This is a genomic window from Paenibacillus kyungheensis (genome assembly GCF_028606985.1).
GTDB lineage: Bacteria > Bacillota > Bacilli > Paenibacillales > Paenibacillaceae > Saccharibacillus > Saccharibacillus kyungheensis.
This window is the reverse complement of the sequence record NZ_CP117416.1, coordinates 3,645,819-3,668,608: the sequence shown is the minus strand read 5'-3', so window position 1 is coordinate 3,668,608 and position 22,790 is coordinate 3,645,819. Positions and strand designations below refer to the sequence as shown.

Below are 22,790 nucleotides of genomic sequence, written 5' to 3'. Positions count from 1 at the left end.
AAGATATCTATATTACAAGGAGTCGAGGTGGAACGATGGCAGATAAGCGCGATTATTATGAAGTGCTAGGTGTAGGCAAAAGTGCTTCCGATGATGAAATTAAAAAAGCATATCGTGGACTAGCCCGTAAATATCATCCAGACGTAAACAAAGAAGCAGATGCAGAAACGAAATTTAAAGAAGTAAAAGAAGCATATGACGTATTAAGCGATTCTTCTAAACGTTCTCAATATGATCAATTTGGTCATATCGATCCTAACCAGGGCATGGGCGGAGGCGGATTCTCTTCAGGTGGAGGAGGATTTGGCGATATCTTCGATATGTTCTTTGGTGGTGGAGGCAGACAGCGTGATCCCAATGCTCCACAACGTGGTAATGACCTTCAATATACGATGACGATTGAATTTAAAGAAGCGGTATTCGGTAAAGAAACCGATATTACGATTAACCGTACTGAAAATTGTGATACATGTAACGGAACAGGTGCCAAAAAAGGGACTCAACCTAAAACATGTTCCGTTTGTCATGGTAGCGGTCAAGAAGAAGTGGTACAAAATACACCATTCGGTCGTATGGTTAACCGTCGCAGTTGTTCTAACTGTGGTGGATCAGGTACGATTATTGAAGAAAAATGCGGTACTTGTGGCGGTACAGGTCGTGTACAAAAACAACGCAAAATCAATGTTCGTATTCCAGCCGGTGTAGATGACGGCGCACAAATGCGAGTTAACGGTGAAGGCGAAGGTGGTTCACGTGGAGGTCCTCCAGGTGATCTATATATCGTATTCCGCGTTAAACCGCATGATTTCTTCGAGCGTGAAGATGATGATATCTATTGTGAGATTCCAATCACATTTGCTCAAGCAGCTTTGGGTGATGAGATTGAAGTCCCTACATTGAATGAAAAAGTGAAAATTAAAGTGCCTGCTGGTACGCAAACAGGAACGTATTTCCGTCTTAAAGGAAAAGGTGTTCCTCGTCTACGTGGCGTAGGTCAAGGGGATCAACATATCAAAGTGGTTGTTGTAACTCCAAGCAATCTAAGTGATGAGCAAAAAGATTTGCTTCGTCAATTTGGAGCATTAAACGGTGAGCACACTCATGAAAATGAGCAATCTTTTTTTGATCGTGTAAAACGTGCTTTCCGCGGTGATTAAATCATAGAATCTCTGAGTAGAAAGCCCGGTTCTTTATGAGCCGGGCTTTTCATTCGGTTGTTAATGATGTGTGAAAGAGAATTTTGAATTTGGGCGTACAGATGTAGTACAATAAATCGTACGTATGTTTTACTATTAGGGGGAAATTAATAATGTTATGGCATGAGTTAACTATACATACAACAGAGCAAGCGGTAGAAATGATTTCTAACTTTCTGCATGAAGCTGGAGCTGGTGGTGTAGCGATTGAAGAATCAGGTACATTGAACAAGCCACGCGATACTTCATATGGACAATGGTACGAACTTCCGCTTAATGATATTCCTGAAGGATTAGCAGTGGTACAAGGTTATTTTGCAGAAGAAACCGATATGAATATTCTGATGGAAGAAGTACGTGCACGTATAGCACAACTTTATGAATTCGATATTGAAGTCGGTACAGCAGAGATGTCGTTCAAAACGGTTGACGAAGAAGATTGGGCGAATGCGTGGAAACAATATTTCAAACCGATTCGTGTCTCTGAGCGTCTAACGATCAAGCCGACATGGGAAGATTACACACCTGAGAGTGATATCGAAAAGATTATTGAATTAGATCCGGGAATGGCGTTTGGTACAGGGACACATCCTACAACATCTCTTTGCTTACGCACACTCGAAACGGTGATCAAAGGCGGAGAAGAAGTCATTGATGTAGGTACAGGATCGGGTATCTTGGCGATTGGAGCCATTAAATTAGGAGCTAAAAGCGTGCTTGCGCTTGACCTTGATCCGGTAGCTGTATCCAGTGCCAAAGAAAACACGCATCTGAACGGATTGGAACAAGAGATCACTGTCTTTGAAAGTGATTTGTTATCTGTGCTCAAAGCAGATGCAACAACCAAGCTGAATGTAACGTTACCGGTGCAAGTGGTAGTTGCTAATATTTTAGCAGAAATTATTTTGTTATTTATTGAAGATGTATATGAAGCACTAACACCGGACGGTGTATATATCGCATCAGGCATTTATAAAAATAAAGAAGATGTTGTTCGTGAAGCTTTAGAAGCTGCCGGATTTATTATCGAAGGCGCACATCGGGATGAAGATTGGATTGCCTTTGTTGCGAGAAAGAGGTAAGGAATGGATTTTTTGAATGAATTGTTATTTGTAAGATTAAATGAATTACCTTTTTATGTTTTAGCAATAGTTATTGGATTTACAGTACATGAATTTTCGCATGCTTATTTTGCAAATAAACTAGGTGATCCTACAGCTCGTTTGCTTGGACGCGTGAGTTTGAATCCAGCAGTTCATATGGATATATTTGGACTTATTTTATTGCTAATTGCAGGTTTTGGTTGGGCAAAGCCTGTGCCAGTGACTCGTGAGAACTTTAAAAATCCAAGATTAATGGGAATCATAGTTTCTGCTGTAGGTCCTATTAGTAATTTAGTTTTAGCACTTTTCACTATTATTATTTATTATGCTTTAAATTATTTTGGTATTATTGGTTCTTTTGCGAATAATAGAATTGATGCTGCTATTGGTACTTTTGTATATTACATGGTAACTATGAACTGTTTCTTATTCGTATTTAATTTAATTCCTTTACCACCTTTGGATGGTTATAGAATTTTGAGTGATTGGTTACCAAGACGTGCTAGTGCTAAATTGCAACAAGTGGAGCAATGGGCAATGTTATTATTTTTATTACTTGTATTTATACAGCCATTGCGTGAGGTTACGATTCAACCTTTGTACAATCTTGCAGGTTATTTAGCTACTAGTTTTTATACTTTTGCTAAAATCATTTTTGGTGGATAAATGCAGTACAGATCGAACTAAAAAGTAACTGAATCTAAGGGACAGAAGCAGGTGAACGATACATTACACCTAGCCCTGTCCCTTTAAAAGTTGTATGATATTAACTTGAGTTAGCACGTTATCAAATGCACATAGAAAGTAGATGAAGTATGCAGCGATATTTTGTACCCACAGACCAGTTTGACGAGCAAGAAGTACGTATTACTGGTGAAGATGCGCGTCATATTAGTCGAGTGATGCGATCCCGTATAGGCGATCAAGTGATTGCTTGTAACGGTCAATCTTTAGATGTATTGGTTGAAATTACAGAACTTGTCGAAGGCGTAGTGACTGCGTCGATCGTAGAACGATTAGAGCAACATGGAGAACCGGTCGTATTTGTGACAGTTGCTCAAAGTCTGCCCAAAGCCGATAAAATGGAAAGTGTTATTCAGAAATGTACAGAGATCGGTGCATCTTCTTTTCTGCCGTTTTTATCTGAGCGTACTGTTGTCCAATATGATGAACGTAAAGAAGTGAAACGGATTCAACGTTGGAGCAAAATAGCTAAAGAAGCCGCAGAACAAAGTCATCGCAGTCGTGTACCGCAGGTCGATTCACCTGTATCGTGGAAGCAATTATTGAAGCAGTTTGCAGATTATGATTTGATCTGTTTTTGTTATGAAAAAGAAAACGGGCATCAGCTTCGAGATGTTGTTCAACCTTTTGCTGAATCGTTATTGCTGACCAAAGATACGACTGCATCCAAAGCGATACGTGTGATGATTGTCGTAGGGCCTGAAGGTGGATTTAGTGAACAAGAAGTAGAAGCGGCTGAGGCGAGTGGCGCTATCGTTACAGGATTAGGACGACGTATCTTGCGTACCGAGACAGCGGCAATGACAGCACTGGCATGTATTATGTATGAAACTGGCGAAATGAACGCTAACAAAGGGTAACGATTATAAATGATTAGCAGGAACACAAAAAAGGAGTGGAACACTATTGGCAAGCGTGATATTGCAGCCCAAACGTAAAAAAAGATTAGAACAAGCTCATCCATGGGTTTTTCAAAATGAGATTGCTTCGGTTGAAGGAGATCCTATTCCCGGGCAATTGGTTAGTGTACTGACTCATCAGAAGCGCTTTTTAGCTACAGGATATTATAATCCTGCTTCGCAGATCACTGTACGGGTTGTATCGTATCAACCTTTAGAAGAAATGGATACTGCTTTTTTTGTAGAGCGATTTACACGCTGTCTTAAACATCGTAATCGTTTTTTGCCTACTGAAAATGCGTATCGTTTGGTCTATGGAGAAGCTGATTTTCTACCGGGATTGATTGTTGATCGGTTTGGCGAAGTATTGGTTGTACAATTATTGACGTTAGGTATGGATGCTTGTCGTCAACCTATTATTGATGCATTGGTACAGGTGATGCAGCCGCTTGGTATCTATGAGCGTAGCGATGTGTCTGTACGTAAATTAGAAGGATTAGAAGAAGTAACAGGTGTATTGTACGGAGAATGTCCTCGCCATGTGACCGTTACCGAAAATGGTCTATTGATCGAAGTCGATATTGTGGAAGGTCAGAAAACAGGATATTTCTTTGATCAGCGTGAAAATCGTGCTTCGATTGCTCCTTTGATGCTTGGTTGGGGTGATCGTAGCGGAATCGAATTGGCTGAAGTAGAAATAGATGGACATGTAACGCATAAGCCTATGAATCGCAATGGCAAAATTGTAGATTTCCCTTACTGGGATGGAGCAAATGTGCTAGAGTGTTTTTCACATACCGGAAGCTTTACGCTACATGCGTGTCATTATGGAGCTAAAAAAGTAACTTGTCTTGATATTTCGGCACATGCAATCGAAAGTGCCAAAGAAAATGTACGTCTAAACGGATTCGAAGATCGGGTAGAGTTTGTCGTCGATGATGCTTTTGATTATTTGCGTCGTAATGCTAAAGGTCTAGATGAACGTCAATTACGTAGTAGCGCAGAGAGCAAACAAGATACATCCAAACCGATGACTGCTGCGGGTGGACGTTCTTGGGATGTAGTTATTTTGGATCCACCTGCTTTTGCCAAAACGAAAAGTGCTGTAGCAGGTGCTGTTCGTGGATACAAAGATATCAATTTACACGGCATGAAATTAGTCAATGAAGGTGGATATCTAGTGACAGCTAGTTGTTCTTATCATATGCGTCCTGATCTATTTTTGGAAACGATTCAAGATGCAGCCAAAGATGCTGGCAAAGTATTACGTCTAATTGAATGGCGTGCAGCAGGCAAAGACCATCCACAAATTTTGGGCGTGGACGAAGGACATTATTTGAAATTCGCTATCTTTGAAGTACGTAGTAAAACGTTTTAAATCGTAATTTTAATAGAGTGTTTATAAAATTGCTAGATGACTTGAATAATCTATTCGTGATTCTGGAATGTTAAAGCTACCTCTTACATGTTAGCTGTTGATCTAGGGTCTCTGTAGTACAATAAACAGTAGACTGTATATGCTTTGAAATATATAATTAATCATTTATTTTAATTACAACATCCACATTCACAAAAATCATGTATAAATATAAAATCGATCATGAAAGAGGAATTGCATTGTCAGAGCAAAAAAGTGAAATTGAAGCGGTGATCACGCCACTCGGTTATCTGTATGGACGTGATGCGATCTATGTGGATAAGCTTTACTATGGGCTGGGTCGCAGAATGACGTTAGCAGGTGAGTTTAATGGTGCGCTAGCAAGTAAAAGCGAGTCAGACGATTTTGTCATGTACACGCTTCGCTTTGAAGGGGTGTTCTACTTTAATATGGTAGAACTCGATTTGTATAGTGATCAGCTACCGCCAGGGCAATCGGACATTAAGTCGAACTGGTTGGAATATCGTCAGTCTCCACTTTTGGAACGAGCGCAGCAGAAGCAAGAGCTAAAGGAACTGCGTCATTTTATACTGTTTACGTATGATGATGTGTTTGAAATTGCCTGTCAGCGTTATGAGTTAGAACTACATCCGAACAAGAGCAACGCCGAATAGTCATTGTCAGATGGCTATTCTTTTTTTATAATAAAATAGAACACATATTCGCTACTTATCGGGTTAGCAGTTTCCAGGTGCGGCGTTCTACAAAAAGGAGTTTTTGCGACGTCAACATCGATTGCACCGCTCTAATAGAACAATTTTTATGCATCGTGAAGACTATACTATAATAAATAAGGGTGAACTCATATGCCATTGCATTTTTTATTAGGTCGCTCTGGAAGTGGCAAAACGACCACAATTACTAAGCGAATCATTGATAATATTACACAACAACCTGATGGATCGCCTATCTTGCTACTGGTTCCTGAACAGGGTTCTTTTCAAGCCCAATATGCACTTGTTCGTTCTCATCAATCCAAAGGAAATGTACGTGTACAAACGTATGGTTTTCGCCGTCTAGCGAATTGGGTGCTACAAGATGTAGGTGGAAGTGCCAAAACACCGATTGGTGAAGAAGGTAAAAAAATGCTTCTTTATCGACTTATTCAGCGACATCAATCGCAATTACGGATGTTTGGTACGTCTAGTGATCAGTTCGGGTTTATCGGTAAATTAAGTGAATTATATAATGAATTTAAGCGTCATACGATTACTTTAGAGCAGTTAAATGAATATAGTGAACGGTTGTCGACTTCAGCTCGTTCTCCTTTATTAATTGATAAATTGCATGATTTACAACGGATTTATCAAGACTTTGAACAGGATTTGCAAGGATTGTATGTAGATGGAGAAAATACTTTAACCGATCTTGCGCTAGCGATTCCAGAATCACAGGTACTTCATAATATTGATATTTGGATCGATGGATTTCATAGCTTTACACCACAAGAATATGGTGTGATTGCAGCATTATTGCAAAAAGCCAATTCAGTGACGATTGCTTTAACATTAGATCGTCCTTATGATGGTGAACCTCCTCATGAATTGGAACTTTTTCACCAGACAGCTACTACCTATATCAAATTAAAGCAGTATGCTAACGCTATTGATGAGTCTTTTACGATAGATGTTGAGAATCTTTCAGAGAACCGTGTGGATATCCCAGTTCGGTTTCAATCTAGTCCGCAGTTAGCTCATTTAGAAAATGCGTATCGTTCTTCTCATCGCTGGCAACAAGCCCCTTATATTAAGCAAGCTGGTGAACGTCAGGATATTTATACGTATGCTGCACCTGATCGTCGTTCAGAAGTAGAAAGTGCTATTCGGGAAATGATCCGGCTTGCTCGTGAAGAAGGTGCACGATGGCAAGAGATGGGTGTATTTGTCCGTCAGTTGTCTGATTATGAGCATATTATTGCACCGTTACTGCAAGATTATGAGATTCCTTATTTTCTAGATCAGAAGCGTAGTATATTGCAACATCCATTAGCAGAGTTTATACGTTCAGCGTTGGATATTGTGCAATATTTCTGGCGATATGAAGATGTGTTCCGTTGTATCAAAACAGGATTGTTGCTTCCAGATGATGGACGTGTGACAACAGAAGATATAGACCGTCTGGAAAATGTAGTACTGGCTTCTGGGATTCATGGATCACGCTGGACAGATGGACACCCGTGGAAAGGCATCCCTAGTCTTTCACTAGAAGCTGGTGATGATGTCAAAGAGATCAGTGAACGTGAATTAGTAGAAGGACAGCGTATGCAACAAGCCCGTCAGCTTGTAATCGATCCGTTGTACCGTTTTGAGAAAAGAATCAAAAAAGCGAAGCACGCCAAAGAAATGTGTATCGCTCTTTATCAGTTATTAGAAGATTGCAATATTGCATTGCATTTGGAAAAAATGAGTACACATGCTACGGCACAAGGTAATCCTTTACGTGCTCGTGAACATATTCAAATCTATGGCGAAATTATTGATTTGCTGGATCAAATGGTTGATATTATGGGAGAAGATCAGATCGATCTGGGAACTTTTGCAGGCTTACTGGAAACAGGACTCAGCGGTATTCGATTAGGGATTGTACCGCCAGCGATCGATCAGGTGTTAATCGGTTCTATGGATCGTACACGCCCTATGGATATTAAATATGGATTTGTATTAGGTATGAATGAAGGAATTGTGCCTTCCCTTTTTCCAGACAGTGGTATTCTAAGTGAACCGGAACGAACCAATATGTTAGAAGGCGGATTAGAATTATCTCCGGGTAGTAAACGATTGTTGTTAAATGAGCAATTTTTGATTTATCATGCGCTAACAGTGGCAAGTTCTAAGTTATGGCTTAGTTATGCGTTAACAGATGATGAAGATAAAGGACTCTTGCCTTCTGAAGTGATTACGAATGTGCATAAGTTATTTCCTTTTTTACAACATCAATCGGTGGTCTCTCCATTATCGGCTCAGTCTGACCATATAGCATCTTTGCAATATGTAAGCACTGCTACAACAACGTTACCGCATTTGATAGCTCAGCTACGAGAGTGGAGTCGCGGAACAACGATTGCAAACACATGGTGGCATGTATTGAATTGGTACACTACACATGAAGCATGGAGACCGCAGGTCAGTATGTTAGTACAGTCTTTATTTTATAGAAATACAGGTGATTTGTTAGATAGTGATACCAGTCGACATTTGTACGGACAGACGTTACGTACCAGTGTATCTGGAATGGAACAATTTGTATCTTGTCCTTTTGCTCACTTTGCTTCACGTGGCTTGAGATTGCGAGAGCGTCAAGAATATCGCCTGAAAGCACCGGATATCGGTCAATTATTTCATGCTTCATTAACCGATCTTGCTACGATGCTCAAAGAGCAAGGACGCGCATGGGGACAATTAACTCGTGAAGAATGTGTAGAGATTGCGTATGAAGCCGTCGATAAGCATATTCCACGTCTGCAAGGACAGATTCTTTCCAGTTCCAAGCGATATAATTATATTTCACGTAAATTGCGTGAGATTGTAAGTCGTGCTTCTGTGATGTTAGGAGAGCAAGCACGTCGTGGAGATTTTGAGCCGCTCTATTTAGAACTTGCATTTGGACCTAATGGAGAATGGCCACCACTTCGTTTTACACTAGAAAATGGATGTACGATGGAAATTGTAGGACGAATTGATCGGGTAGATGTAGCGGAAGGTGATAATACTTTATTGCTACGGATTATCGATTACAAGTCTAGCCAGACTGATCTCAAATTGCATGAAGTATATTACGGACTCGCTTTGCAGATGCTGACGTATCTAGATGTGCTGTTAACGCATGCAGAAGAACAATTAGGTCAATCAGCGCAACCTGCCGGCGCACTGTATTTCCATGTGCATAATCCTATGCTACAAGCAGGTAATGGACTAAGCATGCAACAATCGGAGCAAGAAATGCTGAAGCGTTTCAAAATGAAAGGATTATTGCTAGCTGATCGTGATGTAATTGGCAAAATGGACAATGAACTGGATAAAGGATATTCTGCTATTTTACCTGTAGCGGTCAAAGCAGATGGAGGATTCTATAGCAGTTCTGCGGTTGCAACAGTAGATCAATGGCAAGAATTACTGCGTAATGTACGCCAGACCGCACAGGAAATCGGCACCCAAATCACAGATGGAACTACACAGATTACTCCTTATCGTATAGAACAGGAAAAAGCATGTGATTACTGTGATTACAAATCAGTCTGTCAATTTGATGAATCTTTAAAAGAAAATCAATATAAATTACTGCAAAAACCGGGCAAAAATGAAACATGGGAACTGTTGCAAAACCGCCATGACTACCAGAAAGGAGACTCACCTTCATGATCGACAACGATAATCATAACGATAACAATCAATATCTAGATGATCTATTGGCAGACAATGATCAAGTATTGTCCGATAGACAGGAGATACCGAAGCCAGAACATAGTACGTGGACAGATGATCAATGGAAAGCAATCTCTTTAGATGGTGGCAATATGCTGGTAGCAGCAGCGGCAGGTTCTGGTAAAACAGCAGTTCTGGTTGAACGTATTATTCGTCAAGTGACTGATCCTATTCAGCCAATGGATGTAGATCGGATGTTAGTAGCTACATTTACCAAAGCAGCGGCTACCGAGATGAGACAACGGATACGGGCTGCTCTCGATAAAGAAGTATTGCGTCGTCCAGAAGATGATCATTTGCGTCAACAATTGGCTTTGTTGAGCCAAGCATCGATTACGACATTGCATTCTTTTTGTTTAGAAATTATTCAGCGTTATTATTCGATGATTCCGCTTGATCCTGGTTTTCGTATTGCTACTGCGAATGAATGTGATATTTTGCGTGAAGAATTGTTGGAAGAATTATTTGAAGAGAAATATACCGAGGAAGAAGAGCGGGATAATAAGCAATTTTATCGCTTAATGAATTGGTTTGGCGGTGAGCGTAGCGATGATGCTGCTTTAGTTTTGGTGGAGCGTCTTTATCATTTTGCGCGTAGTCATCCATGGCCTGAATACTGGTTAGAACATACAGCAGCAGAATTCAATGTAACAGATGGTTCTTCGTTACAGAATACGTCATGGGTTCAGAATATTATGACAGATATCGCTTTGACGTTACAGGGCATTGAAGCTGTACTGCATCAGGCGATAGATACAGCATTATTGCCGGGCGGCCCTTTAGCTTACGCAGATAGTTTGCGAGACGATCTAGAAGTGATTCATCATTTGCAGTCTGCGATGAGTATCCAGCCATGGGAACAGTTATATACCGTTTTCCAAAGTGCTGCTTTTGGTAAATTAAAAGCGGTACGCAAAGACGGAATCGATCCGCAATTGCAAGAAACAGTAAAACAATTGCGTGAAAATGCGAAAAAATCGTTAGCTGAGATCAAAAGTCTATTTTTTGGCAGAACACCGGATGAATTTGCACAAGAACTACGTGAAACTTTTCCACTGATGAAAGAATTAACAGAACTTGTAATTCGTTTTAGTCAAAAATATCAACAGGAAAAACAGCGTAAAGGCTGGGTCGATTTTGCGGATTTAGAACATTATGCTCTTCATATATTGCGTCATCCCGATTCTACACCTGAACATGTGATTCCTTCGCAAGTAGCTCTGGAATATCGGGAACGATTTGATCAGGTTATGCTGGATGAATATCAAGATACCAATTCTGTACAAGAAGAGTTAGTACAGCTTATTTCACGGGATACGGTCGGTAATCGCTTTATGGTTGGTGATGTGAAGCAAAGTATTTATCGTTTCCGTTTGGCAGAACCAGGTCTGTTCTTAGATAAATATGAAAAGTATCAAGATGATTGGCAAGGAGAAGGACGACGGATCGATCTATCTCGTAATTTCCGTAGTCGTCATCAAGTGGTCGATGCTGTTAATATGATTTTTAGACAGATTATGAATAAAACAGTAGCCGAAATTGAATATGATGAACGAGCAGAATTAGTAGCAGGTGCAACTTATCCACCTGGCGATGAATCTGCATATGCACCGGAATGCTGGATTATTGATCGTGCAGGCAGTGGGGCAAGTTCTGATTACAATAATGCAGAGGATAGCAGTGATATCGATGGATATGTAAATGAAGCTTCCGAAATGGAATCTGCTCGCTTAGAAGCACAAGCGATTGCTGTAAGAGTACGCGAGATGGTAGAGCCAGACGGCAAGCCATTGCTTATTTACGATAAGTCAGTCGATGGATTACGTCCGGCAGAATATCGAGATATGGTGATTTTGCTACGCTCTACAGCAGCGTGGGCACCACTAATACTAGAAGAACTACAACGTGAAGGTATACCTGCTTATAGTGAACTGAATCAAGGATTTTTTGAAGCGGTTGAAGTGAAAATTATATTATCATTATTAGCTGTAATTGATAATCCGCAACAAGATATTCCACTGGCTTCTGTTCTGCGTTCACCGATGGTTGGTTTAAATGAAGATCAACTGGCAACGATTCGTTTATTTGGCAAAGACACTTCGTATTATCAAGCGATGATGTTAGCAGCTGAACATATGCGAGAACAACCTGAGGAATGGAGTTACAAATTACTTCATTTTCTTCAACAACTCGATCAATGGCGATTAGCAGCACGTGAAGGTGAATTAGGCGATCTAATCTGGCGTATTTACCGTGATACTGGTTATCTAGACTGGTTAGCTGGATTGCCGGGAGGGTTACAACGTCAACATCATTTACGAATCTTATATGATCGTGCTCGTAAATTTGAAGTATCTACTTCTTCACGAGGATTGTTTCGCTTTATGCGCTTTATTCGTCGTTTACAAGATACAGATGGTGATCTAGGGGCTACAGCTTCTGTCGATGGACAAGAAAATGCGATTCGGATTATGACGATTCATAAAAGTAAAGGTTTGGAATTTCCAGTTGTTTTCCTAGCAGGTATGTCGAAAATGTTCAATATGCAAGATTTGAATACTTCTTTTTTGATGCACAAAGAATTAGGATTTGGACCTAAATTTGTCGATGAAGATACACGTGTCAGCTATCCAACATTGCCGAACTTAGCGATTCGTCGTCGTACTGCAACTGAATTGTTAGCAGAGGAAATGCGGGTATTGTATGTAGCGTTAACTCGTCCGCGGGATAAGCTGATTATGATTGGAACGGTCAAAGACATCGACAAAAAAATCTCGGCATGGAGTCAGGTTCAGAACTCCGATTATATGCAATTACCTGATTATGTACTAGCCAAAAGTCGTACCTATCTTGATTGGGTAGGGCCAGCATTAATGCGTCATCGTGCGGCTTCTATATTCCGTGAGCGCAATGAAATTGCCGCAGGGCCTTACTCTGCCTGCTTAGCAGATGATCCTACTCCATGGAGTATTACGATTCTAGATAGTCGTCAATTACAATCCAAAACAGAAGATACCGAGCAATCTATTACTGCTTTGCGTGAGCATGATCCCAAGTGGATAGCTTTGCAACAAATAGTAGATGGTGAGCAGGTACAGCCTGTAACAGTTGTTGAAAATGATCAAGCGATTGAAGATGTTCATGCACAGGGACAAGCTGATGAAGTGGAACAAAGACTGAGCTGGCAATATCCTTATGAATTGTCTACTCATATTGCTGCCAAAACAACAATCAGTGAAATCAAGCGACAATTGGTGTCAGAAGAATCTCCATCGGTTGATGGGATACATGAATCTCTGGATCAACGTGTTACTATCGGACGGTATACAGATCAACCACATGATCCATCGTCCATAGAGACAACTGAAACGTCAGGTGCTAATCCATTTTTGATGAGTACTATTTTACAGCGCGCAGGTATTCTTCTGGAAAATCATGCAGAGTATCAGACACAATCAGTAGAGCAAATATCTCCTGCTGTAGAATCGGATCTTTCTTCTGATTATTCAGCTACCGCATCGACTGATATGAGCGACTCAGTAGCTGGAAGCACACTTCAATTGCAACGTCCTAAATTTATGGAACAGCGCGGATTGAGCGGAGCAGAACGAGGGACAGCGTATCATACGGTCATGCAACGAGTTCCTTTAGATCAAGGGCATATCGATCTTATAATCGTAGAGCAGACCAAATCTGATCTAGTTCAGCGGCAAATTTTGCGTCAGGATCAAGCTGATAGTGTACATGCAGACGAGATTGTTGCTTTTTTTGCTACACCTTTAGGTCAACAAATGTTACAAGCTACCGAGATTAGACGAGAACTGGCATTTAGTTATGGTATTCCAATCAATGATGCAGGTGACAAGATTTTATCGCAAGGGATTGTTGATTGTATTTTCCGTATAGATGATCAATGGATTATTGTTGATTACAAAACCGATCGTATATTGGATAGCCATGGAGGCGTAGAAGCGCTCAAAGAGCGTTATCGTATTCAACTTCAATTGTATGCTCAAGCTATTCAAGATTCATTGAATTGGAAAGTAGATCAATTATGGCTTTATTTCTTTGATCGTAACGAAGCGGTAGAGATTTAATTTATAAGGTGGTTTGTTACCAGAAGGTCTAGTCTTCAATAAAGCTAGAACTTAGTGGTCGCAAACCTCCTTTTATCTGTATTTATTTAAAATAAATGATCACGTAAAAAGGAGAAAGCTATGCGTATTTTACATACAGCAGACTGGCATTTTGGTCGTACGTTAGAAGGCAGAAGTCGCCTTGAAGAACAAATCGCTTTTGTCGATGAATTGGTTCAGATTGCAGATGATCAACAAGCAGATCTGATTCTGATGGCAGGCGACGTATATGATTCTGTTAATCCACCTGCTGCGGCAGAACAATTATTTTATGAAGCTGCGGCAAGATTGACCGCGAACGGTCGTCCACTTGCAGTGATTGCAGGGAATCATGATCAACCTGATCGAATAGCTTCAGCTACTCCTTTAGTCAAAGGAAGAGGTATTTATTTACTGGGTACGCCCGCTGCAAGTGCATTAACAATTCCTGTCCCAAGAACATCAGAAACAGCGATCATAGCCGCATTGCCATATCCATCTGAAGCTAGACTGAATGAACTATTAACAGTAGAAAATGATGAAGATCTGATTCGTCGTGCATATAGTGAACGGGTAGGCATGTTGATGAGACAATTAGCGACTGATTTCCGATCGGACACCGTCAACCTAGCTATGAGTCATATCTATGCGCTAGGCGGCGTAGAATCAGATTCAGAGCGCCCTATTCAAGTAGGAGGCGCTTATACAGTAGATCCGTCTGCGCTCTACACAGGCGCTCAATATACAGCATTAGGTCATCTACACCGCGCTCAAGCTGTCAAAGGAGAAGGGATTATCCGCTATAGTGGTTCTCCGCTAGCGTATAGTTTTTCTGAAGCAGGGCAAGCCAAATCAGTCACGATGCTAGATATAGCACCTGGAGGGGTTCCACAGATCGAAGAAATCTTTTTAACTTGTGGTCGTCCTCTGGTACGCTGGAAAGCCAAAGGCGGTCTGACTAAAGTTTACCAATGGTTAGAAGAAGGTAGAGATCGTAATGCTTTTATCGATTTAGAAATTTCACTATTAGAAGCATTATCAATGTCGGATATTCAATCGATTCGCAAAGCCTACAGTGGAATTGTCAATATTCGACCTGTGTATCCTGAGACAGAAGCACAGCAGTCTTTTGCTGAACGTGCTCAATTGCCTGTGCATGAATTGTTCCGCAAATTTTATGAACGTCAGACAGGTGGAGCAACACCTGAAGATCGATTAGTAGAGTTGTTTTTGGAATTGATCGATGAAGACGAAGTCGGAGAGGAACAACCATCATGAAGCCAATCACACTCAAATTATCCGGTTTACAAAGTTATCGTGAACAACAAGAAATCGATTTTGAAGCACTATGTGAAACAGGGTTATTCGGTATTTTTGGACCTACAGGTAGCGGGAAATCGACAGTATTAGATGCGATTACACTTGCGTTATACGGAAAAGTAGAACGAGCTTACAACGGTACGCAGGGCATTATGAATCACTCTGAGGATTCATTATTTGTGTCTTTTTCATTTGAATTATTATCTGCTGAAGGCGCACAGCGATATCGAGTAGAGCGACGATTCAAACGTACAGGAGATCACACTGTTAGTAACGCTATGAGCCGATTTATCGAAATGCGTGAAGATGGTGATGTCGTAGTTGCGGACAAATTAGCAGATGTTACGCGTTGTGTAGAAGATTATATCGGGCTTAAAATGGATGATTTTACACGTGCCGTTGTCCTACCACAAGGTAAATTTGCTGAATTTTTATCACTCAAAGGCAGTGATCGTAGACAGATGTTACAGCGTCTTTTTCATCTGGAACGGTATGGCGATCGCTTAATGCAAAAGCTTAGTCAACGTGTCAAAGAAACAGACAATGTCCTGGGCAAATTGTACGCTGAACAGACAGGGTTAGGCGAAGCATCAGCCGAAGCGCTACAGACAGCGATAGAACGTTTAGAGACAGCTATTCAAGAAGCAGAACAACGTCGTCAAGAACTGGCAGATATGACTGCTCGCACAGAACAATGGGGCAAGATTAGAGAATATCAGCAAGAACAAGCGCGATTACAACAACGATTAGATCAATTACAACAACATGAAGCAGATATTGTTAGTAAAGAAAAGCAGATTGAACAAGCAATATCTGCTCAGAATTTATTACCGTTATTAGATACATGGCGTACCCATGAGACCAAAGCCATCCAAGAACAACAACGTGTAACTGTTCTGCAACAACAATTAGAGCAAGCTGATCGGGCTGTCTCGGTCGCTGCCGAACATGAACAGCAGGCGAAGCAACAATTAACAGAGCAAGAGCCTTCATTGTTAAAGCGGATAGAGCAACTTCAACAAGCTTTACAATTGCAAAAAGAATGTGCTGCCTTAGAACAAGATCAACAGCAGATTCAGAATCAATTGGAAGCTACACAAAAACAACTGGAAGAAGCATCCCATCAAGTACAGCGTGAACAGATGTTGTTAGACAAAGCAAGACAACGTCAAGAAGAATTGAATAAACAGTTAAAAGCTTGTGAAGTGCGCAGTCAAGATCGACGTGAGTTGCAAGAAGCTCAACAACAGTTGTCTGCTCTAGATACAGCAAGAACTCGTCTACAAGAACAACAGACAGAATATGATGGATATCATCAGGCTGCCCAACAAGCCAATCAAGTGTGGCAACAGATCACCGAGCAAGAAGCACAACGATCGGTGCAGGAACAGCAATTACAGCAACAGATTTTTGCGTTATATCAAGATCATCAGCAATTAGCAAATGATCTACAAATAACAGAGCAATCGTTTGAACAACTGGAAGAACAACATGCACAACAAGCCAGAGAAGCAGAATCGAATCGGCTAGCGATGATGTTAGCGGCAGAACTGCAAGAAGGAGAACCTTGCTCTGTCTGCGGATCTATTCATCATCCACAACCTGCTCATATCAGCAATCATCTTTCCACTTCAGCAGATGAATCAGTTTCTACCACACAGGGATCTGAGAATATCAATCAACAGACTCAGACTTTAAAACAAATAAAGCAACATCTTCAAATGCAACAGCAACAGGTACGTGGTCGTCAAATCGAGTTAGATAGCAATATGCAAGAATGGGATTGGCAGTTAGATAATGCAGAGTCGGTATCTGTTCCAAACGATCAAGCCTCTGTCTTGTCTGAAATAGAGCTACAAGCACAATTTGCTAATTTGCAAGCTCAAAATCAGCATTTAGAGCAACAAACAAGAGCACTACAACAACAATTACGCCAATGGCGACAAGATGAACGAGAATGGTCAGGCCGTCGATTAACCGCTCAATCTGAGCAACAATCATCTGGACGACTGGTGGAGCAGTCCCATACTCGTTTACAAGCCGCTACGCAGTCGTTAGAGCAATTATTACAACAGTGGCAACAGAAGTTACCGCATTTAACAGAACAATCAGCACGTGAGCGATTTGCCGCTCTAGCGCAGATGGATGAACAAGCTGAGAATATTCGTGAAGGATTAGAAAAAAGTGTTCCGTATATCGAAGAGCGAGAGCAAGCTATCAAAAATGGTAATGACCATATCAACACACTCGACAAACAACGGATTCAAGATCAGACCCGTCAAGAAGGGAATCAACAGCTTTTACAAGAAAAGAAAAATCGCCTGACCGAGTGGATAGGAGATCAATCAGCTCAGCAGTTATTAACAGACACGCAACAGCAACATCAACAATTACGTCAGCAAGCAGAGCAGACGACAGACTTGTGGCGCACAGCATTACAACATCAGCAGACAGCTACACATCAAGTAGAATTGGCTGTGCAATCGTTACAATCATTACAGGAACAAGTCAATCAACATGCTGAAAAGTGGCAACAAGCATTGCAAGCTTCTCCGTTTGATAATGAACAAAGTGTCAGCCAATCGCGAATGACCGAAGATCAGATTCAAGCGGATCGACAACAGATTCAATCTCATCGGGAACAACAGCATGAACTTTCTGTACATTTGCGCGAAGTACAGCATAAATTGAATGGACAAAGTGTGAGCGAAGAAGAATGGGCACAGATTCAGCAACAATATACAGCAGCTCGTCAAGCCGATGAGGCAGCATTAGAGCAACGTGCCAAAGCAACTCGTGATCGTGAAGACCTTGAACAACGTCATGTACGCTGGCGTGAGTTAGAAAATCAACGAGTCACCTTAGCGCAAGAAGCCAAGCATTTATCCAAATTACAAGCTAGTATGCGTGGTAATGCGTTTGTCGAATACATTGCAGAAGAACAATTAATGCAGGTTAGTCTAGCCGCTTCAGAGCGATTGCGCTTTTTGACCAAGCAACGGTATTCTTTAGAAGTGGATTCTGGTGGAGGATTTGTGATCTGTGATAATGGTAATGGGGGAATTCGTCGCCCAGTGTCTTCATTGTCAGGTGGAGAAACATTTTTAACTTCGTTATCATTAGCATTAGCTTTATCGGCTCAGATTCAATTACGTGGACAGTATCCTCTTCAGTTCTTTTTCTTAGATGAAGGATTTGGTACACTTGATCCCGAACTTTTGGATACAGTAGTGACTTCACTGGAAAAACTTCATAATGATCAACTTTCTGTTGGGATCATCAGCCATGTTCCTGAATTACGAATGAGATTGCCTCGTAAATTAGTCATTATCCCTGCGGAACAAGCAGGAAGCGGTTCTAAAGTGATGTTAGAACGTATGTAGAGTATGTAGAGTATGTAGATAGTCATACACGTACGTGGAAGCAAGATACACTAAAAAGTTTAGCGAAGGGAGTCTTATTATGATCGTCAAAGAAGATTGTTTATTTTGCAAAATAGTAGCAGGAACGATTCCATCTAAAAAAGTATATGAAGATGAGCAGATATTAGCATTTCACGATATTACACCTGCTGCTCCTGTGCATGTATTGCTTATTCCCAAAAAGCATATCGATTCGATGAATGAAGTGACTCAAGAAGATTTACCGGTCATCGGTCATATCCATGGAGTAGCCATAGAGTTAGCAAAAGAGCTAGGTGTAAATACAAGTGGATATCGTCTAATCAACAACTGTGGCCCGGATAGCGGACAAGCAGTGCAACATCTGCATTATCATTTGTTAGGTGGAGCGAATCTAGGTGCTTTAACAGGCATTTCCAACTCTCACGCATAAGCAAAAATAGCGTGTAAAAGAATAATAAAAAAAGATGTTCCAATACTGTATAAAACGGGTATATAATAGAACATTAAAAAATTGCAGGCAAAACTAGCCAATCATATTGACACTTCATTCAACTTTCACCTATAATGAAAGTTGATAAACCGTGTTATTGTTCTTGGACGGTCTGGTCGGAGGGAGGGAAAACTAGTGTCTGAAACGAAAGTTCGCAAAAACGAAACAATTGATGCAGCACTTCGTCGCTTCAAACGCTCCATCGCTAAAGATGGCGTTCTGGCTGAGGTGAAAAAACGCAAACATTATGAAAAGCCGAGCGTTAAGCGTAAGAAAAAATCTGAGGCTGCTCGTAAAAGAAAGTTTTAGGAGGATTTACCCGTCATGAATCTTAGCGAACGATTAAACGAAGATATGAAGCAAGCAATGAGAGACAAGGCGAAATTCAAATTGTCTACCATACGCATGGTTCGTTCAACGATTAAAAATCTCGAAATAGATTTGAAAAGAGACTTGAACGACAATGAAGTGCTTGATATTCTTAGTCGTGAGATCAAACAGCGCAAAGATGCCCTCCAAGAATTTGAAAAAGCAGGTCGTGATGACCTGACAAGCAACCTTAAAGCGGAGATTGAGATTATTTCCGAGTACCTTCCCACACAGCTGTCTGAAGAAGAAATTAAAGTTCTTGTAAAGCAGACCATCCAGGAAACCGGTGCTTCTTCAAAAGCCGATATGGGAAAACTGATGAGCGCCCTGATGCCTAAAGTAAAAGGTCGCGCAGACGGAAAAGTTGTGAATCAAACGGTTCAACAATTTCTGCAATAAACATATGTGAAAGCACCTCATTTTTTATAAGATGAGGTGCTTTTTTCTATACTTTTTTTCGGAGAAAGGAATATAATTGAAACGTAACCATTATAAATGCGTATTACGTATAGACTACCTTTTACTATGCTTATATGTATATTGTTTAATATTATGCTGTGATATTAAACAAACACATCTGAACGGAAAGGGGCTAAGATCGTATGAATCAATCGCTTGACCAAATGGTTCGTATCAAGCGTCGATTGACTCTGTTATTGTTGGGCTCACTTATGGCGATGTTGGTTGTAGCAGGAATTTATCCGCAAACTACGCAAGCCGCATCTGCACCAGCCACCAGTAATAATGATGGTTCAGTCTACGTGATTCCAATTGATCGTCAAATTGAAAGCGGATTACAAAAGTTTTTGGCACGAGGATTTGAAGAAGCGAAGCAAGCGAAAGCATCGTGGATCGTGTTAGAAATGAATACACCCGGTGGAGAACTACAAGCCGCGGGTGATATTGGAGCAATGGTACGTAATAGTGATGTTCCTGTAGCTGTTTTTGTACAAGACAAAGCCGCATCAGCAGGTAGTTATATTGCATTGAATGCAGATAAGATTTTTATGCAACCTGGAAGTACCATTGGTGCAGCCGCTATCGTTGATGGTCAAGGCAACCCGATTGATAATCCCAAGCAGGTCGCTTATTGGAAAAGTGAAATGAGAGCTGCTGCTCAGCTTCATAATCGGAATGCAGATATTGCAGATGGGATGACAGATGTGAATATGGTAGTCCCAATGCCAGAGATTAATAAGACCAAAGAAAAAGGTCAGATTATTTCTCTTTCCAGTAATGAAGCGTTGAAAGTAGGATTTGCAGACGATATTTTGGCTTCTACCAACGCTGTTGTAGCTGAGTTGGGACATTCACCAGCAGACATCGTCCAAGTACAACCAAGCGCAGGCGAAAATATCGCACGTGTGCTAACTAACCCGATCGTAACAACACTGTTATTGTTTATCGGGATCGCTGGAATCGCAATAGAGATTATTATACCGGGATTCGGTATACCGGGTATTGTTGGAATTGTCGCATTTGCATTGTACTTCTTCGGTAGTTATGCCGCTGGATTTTCAGGTTCAACGACATGGTTACTCTTTTTAGGAGGACTTATTTTACTGGTGCTCGAGTTGTTTATTCCAAGCTTTGGGATATTGGGTATTTTGGGTTCAGCCAGTCTGATAACAGGTGTAGTGAAAGCCGCATATGATACAAGCGATGCTTTATTATCTCTGGGTATCGCATTTGCTTCAGCTGCTGTAGTCGTAACACTGATCGCTATTTTGCTCAAAGAACGAGGCGTTTGGAATCGATTTATTCTCAAAGAACAATTGTCTTCAGAGCAAAGCTTTATGTCTCGCTTAACTAGAGAACAATTTTTGGGCAAAGAAGGAACCAGTGTAACCCCTCTTCGTCCATCAGGTACGGTTATGATTGAAGGCGAACGAATTGACGTAGTGACACAGGGTAATTTTATTGCAAATGATCGTCCGATTCGAGTGAAACAAGTCGATGGCAGTCGTATTATTGTGGAAGAAATTATACAAGAACCTTCTTCTCTAGATGCTCATCTGATCAAAGAATAATGGATACCGGTATAATGAATAACGTTGAATAAAGTCAGGTATGAATGACTACCTCTGTAAATTATTCATACCTTGATAACGTACAAATGATATTGCTTCGTCTTCATTATGGATTCATATTCACATATGTAGACAAAAGGGGTCATGTTCGTTTACATATTTAGCAGTACATTTTCAAATGAATCCGATCGAACAGGCAATAAGTAAGCAGGTTGAACTATAAAAATTGGAGTGTGATGTGAATAATGAGTACAAGCGTATTGAGTATACTCTTTATCGTTGTGGTCGCTATTATTATTTTAAGTGTATTTTTCAGTTTCTTCCCGGTTATGCTCTGGATCTCAGCAGTAGCTTCCGGTGTACGTGTAAGTATTATTACGCTTGTAGCGATGCGTCTACGTCGTGTAACCCCTTCACGTATTGTGAATCCACAGATCAAAGCACACAAAGCTGGTCTTGGACTTGATATGAACCAATTGGAAAGCCATTATCTTGCAGGTGGTAATGTAGACCGTGTTGTAAATGCACTGATTGCGGCGCAACGTGCAGAGATTCCGTTGGAATTTGAACGTGCAGCAGCGATTGACCTTGCAGGTCGTGATGTATTACAAGCTGTACAAATGAGTGTTAACCCTAAAGTAATTGAAACGCCTGTCGTTGCTGCTATGGCACGTAACGGTATCGAAGTTAAAGTTAAAGCTCGTGTAACCGTACGTGCGAATATCGACCGCTTGGTCGGTGGTGCAGGTGAAGAGACGATCATTGCTCGTGTAGGTGAAGGTATTGTTACTACCGTAGGTTCTAGTGATTCTCACAAACAAGTGCTGGAGAATCCAGATATGATCTCTCGTACGGTATTGCAAAAAGGTCTGGATGCAGGAACCGCTTTTGAAATTCTATCGATCGATATCGCAGATGTCGATGTAGGTAAAAATATCGGTGCTATGCTACAGACAGAACAAGCAGAAGCAGACAAACGTATCGCTCAAGCCAAAGCAGAAGAAAGACGCGCGATGGCTGTCGCTCAAGAACAAGAGATGAAAGCACGCGTTGTTGAGATGAGAGCACGTGTAGTTCAATCCGAATCCGATGTACCACTCGCTATGGCAGAAGCTCTTCGTCAAGGTCAACTTGGAGTTATGGATTATATGAATTTCAAAAATATCGAAGCAGACACTCAAATGAGAGGTTCAATCGGTAAATCAGAAGATTCTGGCAGTAGCCCGGATAATAAGTCAAATAAATAAAGGTGTGCGATAAT

15 protein-coding genes are annotated in these 22,790 nt (G+C 40.9%); all 15 read left to right on the top strand.

The window, feature by feature from the left end; all coding sequences use genetic code 11:
• Window positions 1-35: 35 nt before the first annotated feature.
• Complete coding sequence (dnaJ, locus tag PQ456_RS15700) at window positions 36-1,157, top strand: molecular chaperone DnaJ (protein ID WP_273613128.1); 1,122 nt, start codon at window positions 36-38, stop codon at window positions 1,155-1,157.
• Window positions 1,158-1,309: 152 nt separating this feature from the next.
• Entirely contained in the window at window positions 1,310-2,278 is a 969-nt protein-coding gene (gene prmA / locus PQ456_RS15695; RefSeq protein WP_273613127.1) for a 50S ribosomal protein L11 methyltransferase, read from the top strand.
• 3 nt (window positions 2,279-2,281) lie between these two features.
• Entirely contained in the window at window positions 2,282-2,965 is a 684-nt protein-coding gene (locus PQ456_RS15690) for a site-2 protease family protein (RefSeq protein ID WP_273613126.1), read from the top strand.
• Window positions 2,966-3,114: 149 nt separating this feature from the next.
• Window positions 3,115-3,903: a 16S rRNA (uracil(1498)-N(3))-methyltransferase gene (locus tag PQ456_RS15685; RefSeq protein ID WP_273613125.1), complete on the top strand. Its 789-nt coding sequence runs from the start codon at window positions 3,115-3,117 to the stop codon at window positions 3,901-3,903.
• Between the two features lie 46 nt (window positions 3,904-3,949).
• The gene (locus PQ456_RS15680) at window positions 3,950-5,320 is read left to right on the top strand and encodes a class I SAM-dependent rRNA methyltransferase (protein ID WP_273613124.1); all 1,371 of its coding nucleotides are present in this window, start codon (window positions 3,950-3,952) and stop codon (window positions 5,318-5,320) included.
• A gap of 200 nt (window positions 5,321-5,520) precedes the next feature.
• Window positions 5,521-5,994 (top strand): hypothetical protein, encoded by a 474-nt coding sequence (locus PQ456_RS15675; RefSeq protein ID WP_273613123.1) that lies wholly within the window; start codon window positions 5,521-5,523, stop codon window positions 5,992-5,994.
• Window positions 5,995-6,186: 192 nt separating this feature from the next.
• Window positions 6,187-9,738: a helicase-exonuclease AddAB subunit AddB gene (gene addB / locus PQ456_RS15670; RefSeq protein WP_273613122.1), complete on the top strand. Its 3,552-nt coding sequence runs from the start codon at window positions 6,187-6,189 to the stop codon at window positions 9,736-9,738.
• Complete coding sequence (addA, locus tag PQ456_RS15665) at window positions 9,735-13,898, top strand: helicase-exonuclease AddAB subunit AddA (RefSeq protein ID WP_273613121.1); 4,164 nt, start codon at window positions 9,735-9,737, stop codon at window positions 13,896-13,898. Before addB ends, addA begins: the two co-directional genes overlap by 4 nt.
• A gap of 120 nt (window positions 13,899-14,018) precedes the next feature.
• A complete protein-coding gene (locus tag PQ456_RS15660) occupies window positions 14,019-15,194 on the top strand; it encodes an exonuclease SbcCD subunit D (protein ID WP_273613120.1) in 1,176 nt (391 codons plus the stop codon).
• On the top strand, window positions 15,191-18,619 hold the full coding sequence (locus PQ456_RS15655) for an AAA family ATPase (RefSeq protein ID WP_273613119.1): 3,429 nt from the start codon (window positions 15,191-15,193) through the stop codon (window positions 18,617-18,619). The genes PQ456_RS15660 and PQ456_RS15655 overlap by 4 nt, the downstream gene beginning before the upstream one ends.
• Window positions 18,620-18,698: 79 nt before the next feature.
• On the top strand, window positions 18,699-19,070 hold the full coding sequence (locus PQ456_RS15650; RefSeq protein WP_273613118.1) for a histidine triad nucleotide-binding protein: 372 nt from the start codon (window positions 18,699-18,701) through the stop codon (window positions 19,068-19,070).
• A gap of 195 nt (window positions 19,071-19,265) precedes the next feature.
• Window positions 19,266-19,439, top strand: a complete 174-nt coding sequence (gene rpsU, locus PQ456_RS15645; protein ID WP_005547957.1) for a 30S ribosomal protein S21 — start codon at window positions 19,266-19,268, stop codon at window positions 19,437-19,439.
• Between the two features lie 15 nt (window positions 19,440-19,454).
• A complete protein-coding gene (locus tag PQ456_RS15640; RefSeq protein WP_273613117.1) occupies window positions 19,455-19,898 on the top strand; it encodes a GatB/YqeY domain-containing protein in 444 nt (147 codons plus the stop codon).
• 203 nt (window positions 19,899-20,101) lie between these two features.
• Entirely contained in the window at window positions 20,102-21,529 is a 1,428-nt protein-coding gene (locus tag PQ456_RS15635) for an NfeD family protein (protein ID WP_273613116.1), read from the top strand.
• Between the two features lie 245 nt (window positions 21,530-21,774).
• The gene (floA, locus tag PQ456_RS15630; protein WP_204823233.1) at window positions 21,775-22,776 is read left to right on the top strand and encodes a flotillin-like protein FloA; all 1,002 of its coding nucleotides are present in this window, start codon (window positions 21,775-21,777) and stop codon (window positions 22,774-22,776) included.
• The last annotated feature ends 14 nt before the right edge of the window (window positions 22,777-22,790 follow it).

Bases quoted from the DNA above. Each gene is read 5' to 3' on its own strand.
- dnaJ (WP_273613128.1), top strand. From the start codon at position 36: ATGGCAGATAAGCGCGATTATTATGAAGTGCTAGGTGTAGGCAAAAGT.
- prmA (WP_273613127.1), top strand. From the start codon at position 1,310: ATGTTATGGCATGAGTTAACTATACATACAACAGAGCAAGCGGTAGAA.
- PQ456_RS15690 (WP_273613126.1), top strand. From the start codon at position 2,282: ATGGATTTTTTGAATGAATTGTTATTTGTAAGATTAAATGAATTACCT.
- PQ456_RS15685 (WP_273613125.1), top strand. From the start codon at position 3,115: ATGCAGCGATATTTTGTACCCACAGACCAGTTTGACGAGCAAGAAGTA.
- PQ456_RS15675 (WP_273613123.1), top strand. From the start codon at position 5,521: ATGTATAAATATAAAATCGATCATGAAAGAGGAATTGCATTGTCAGAG.
- addB (WP_273613122.1), top strand. From the start codon at position 6,187: ATGCCATTGCATTTTTTATTAGGTCGCTCTGGAAGTGGCAAAACGACC.
- addA (WP_273613121.1), top strand. From the start codon at position 9,735: ATGATCGACAACGATAATCATAACGATAACAATCAATATCTAGATGAT.
- PQ456_RS15660 (WP_273613120.1), top strand. From the start codon at position 14,019: ATGCGTATTTTACATACAGCAGACTGGCATTTTGGTCGTACGTTAGAA.
- PQ456_RS15655 (WP_273613119.1), top strand. From the start codon at position 15,191: ATGAAGCCAATCACACTCAAATTATCCGGTTTACAAAGTTATCGTGAA.
- PQ456_RS15650 (WP_273613118.1), top strand. From the start codon at position 18,699: ATGATCGTCAAAGAAGATTGTTTATTTTGCAAAATAGTAGCAGGAACG.
- PQ456_RS15640 (WP_273613117.1), top strand. From the start codon at position 19,455: ATGAATCTTAGCGAACGATTAAACGAAGATATGAAGCAAGCAATGAGA.
- PQ456_RS15635 (WP_273613116.1), top strand. From the start codon at position 20,102: ATGAATCAATCGCTTGACCAAATGGTTCGTATCAAGCGTCGATTGACT.
- floA (WP_204823233.1), top strand. From the start codon at position 21,775: ATGAGTACAAGCGTATTGAGTATACTCTTTATCGTTGTGGTCGCTATT.